General features: G+C 32.6%; 2 protein-coding genes. Both read left to right on the top strand.

The genetic code is table 11. The features are described 5' to 3' along the window. Nucleotides 1-171 precede the first annotated feature (171 nt). A complete protein-coding gene (locus tag QZ824_RS11350) occupies nucleotides 172-1,302 on the top strand; it encodes a DegT/DnrJ/EryC1/StrS family aminotransferase (RefSeq protein WP_291276128.1) in 1,131 nt (376 codons plus the stop codon). 64 nt (nucleotides 1,303-1,366) lie between these two features. Further along, nucleotides 1,367-2,383, top strand: a complete 1,017-nt coding sequence (gene galE, locus QZ824_RS11345) for a UDP-glucose 4-epimerase GalE (RefSeq protein ID WP_291276127.1) — start codon at nucleotides 1,367-1,369, stop codon at nucleotides 2,381-2,383. Nucleotides 2,384-2,435: the final 52 nt, after the last annotated feature.

The following is a 2,435-nucleotide window of genomic DNA, read 5'->3' as shown; positions in this document are numbered from 1 at the left end:
GCTTTAATCTAATATTTAAAAAATTTATTTTTCAAGAGCAAATTACACTTACAAGTATTTCGGGGTCATTAATGACAACGGTTATGGTTGTGTTGCTCTATGCTTTTTTACAACGAAAGAAAACATCGTCTAAAGATAATTAGTATTTTTGCATCTAGAAAATTTAGAGTAATGAGAAAATTACAAATGGTTGACTTAAAAAGTCAATACGAAAAAATTAAAGATGAAGTAAATGCTTCTATTCAGGAAGTATTAGATACAACAACTTATATAAATGGACCTTTAGTACATCAATTTCAAGCCGATTTGGAAAAATATTTAGGAGTAAAACATGTTATTCCTTGTGCCAATGGAACAGATGCTTTGCAAATTGCTATGATGGGATTAGGTTTGAAACCTGGAGATGAGGTAATTACTGCTGATTTTACTTTTGCGGCTACTGTAGAAGTTATAGCTTTATTGCAATTAACTCCCGTTTTGGTCGATGTAGATATGAATAATATGAATATTTCCATCGAAGGCATTAAAAAGGCGATTACACCAAAAACGAAAGCAATTGTTCCTGTGCATTTGTTTGGACGAGCAGCTAATATGGATGCTATTATGGAAATTGCAAACGAATATAATTTGTTTGTAATTGAAGATAATGCTCAGGCTATAGGGGCTGATTACACTTGGAAAAAAGATGGTAGAAAACAAAAAGTTGGTACCATAGGTCATGTTGGTGCTACTTCGTTTTTTCCTTCTAAAAACTTAGGTTGTTATGGCGATGGCGGAGCTATTTTTACTAATGATGATGCTTTAGCTCATACCATCAGAGGCATTGTTAATCATGGAATGTATGTAAGATATCACCATGATGTTGTAGGGGTTAATTCTCGTCTAGATAGTATTCAGGCTGGGGTGCTTAAGGCTAAGTTGCCACACTTAGATATTTATAATAAAGCTCGACAAGAGGCAGCTAGAAAATATTCAGCGGCATTTGCAATCAATCCAAATATTTGGGCACCAACAATATGTGATGCTTGTGATTGCCATGTATTTCATCAATATGTAATTCGGATTTTAAATGGAAAACGTGACGGGTTATTAGAACATTTGCAAGCTAAAGGAATTCCTTGCGCTATTTATTATCCTATACCTTTACATAGTCAGAAAGCATATGCCGATACACGATATCAAGAAGAGGATTTTCCAAATACAAACCAATTAGTAAATGAGGTTATAGCATTACCTATGCATACTGAATTAGATGAAGAACAAATTCAATTCATTACGGCTGCGGTTCTAGAATTTGTGTAATTTAGTTAATAGATTTGGAGTAGTCGCTTAAAACTGTAAACATGTTAACTGTAAGCTGAATAAAATGAAAATACTCGTCACAGGTGGTTTAGGTTTTATAGGTTCTCACACCGTTGTTGAATTACAAAATAAAGGTTTTGAAGTGGTAATTGTTGATAATTTATCCAATGCTTCTATTGATGTTTTGGATGGTATATCGAATATCACGGGTAAAAAACCTATTTTAGAAATTCTAGATTTAAGAGAGAAAACAGATGTTCAATCTTTTTTTAAAAAATATAATGATATTGCTGGAGTAATTCATTTTGCCGCTAGTAAAGCTGTTGGAGAAAGTGTTGAAAATCCATTATTATATTATGAGAATAATATCAATGCTTTAGTTTATTTGCTTCAAGAGTTACAAAAATTAGAGAAAGCTTGTTTTATTTTTAGTTCCTCTTGTACGGTTTATGGTCAAGCTGAAATTATGCCAATTCGAGAAAATGCACCTATTCAAAAAGCACTTTCACCATATGGAAATACCAAACAGATTGGGGAAGAAATTATTCAAGATGTAGCAAAAATTTCTTCAATTGAAGCTGTTTTATTACGTTATTTTAATCCTATTGGTGCTCATGAATCAGCAGAAATAGGTGAATTACCATTAGGAGTGCCTCAAAATTTAGTGCCATTTATTACTCAAACAGCTATTGGTTTGCGAAAAGAATTATCAGTTTTCGGTAATGATTATCCAACACCTGATGGAACAGCAATTAGAGATTATATTCATGTAGTAGATTTAGCCAAAGCTCATGTTGTGGCTTTAGAACGCTTGTTACATAAAAAAAATACTGAAAAAGTTGAAGTCTTTAATATTGGAACAGGTAAAGGAAGTTCAGTACTTGAGGTAATTGAAAATTTTGAACGGGTAAATGATATAAAATTGCTTTACAAAGTTGTAGGAAGAAGAGAAGGAGACGTTACAGAAGCTTACGCAAGCACAGATAGAGCTTTTAATGTATTGGGTTGGAAACCTGAGTTTACATTGGAAGAGGCTTTGCGCAGTGCTTGGAAATGGGAGCAAAAAATTAGAAAGCAATAATAATACAAAAATTAACTAAAACTACAACATTATTTGAGTAAGATAATATTGT

Origin of the sequence: Flavobacterium sp., from assembly GCF_021151785.1 — a bacterium.
GTDB lineage: Bacteria > Bacteroidota > Bacteroidia > Flavobacteriales > Flavobacteriaceae > Flavobacterium.
Note: the sequence above shows the minus strand (reverse complement) of the source record. Positions and strands in the feature narration are given on the sequence as shown.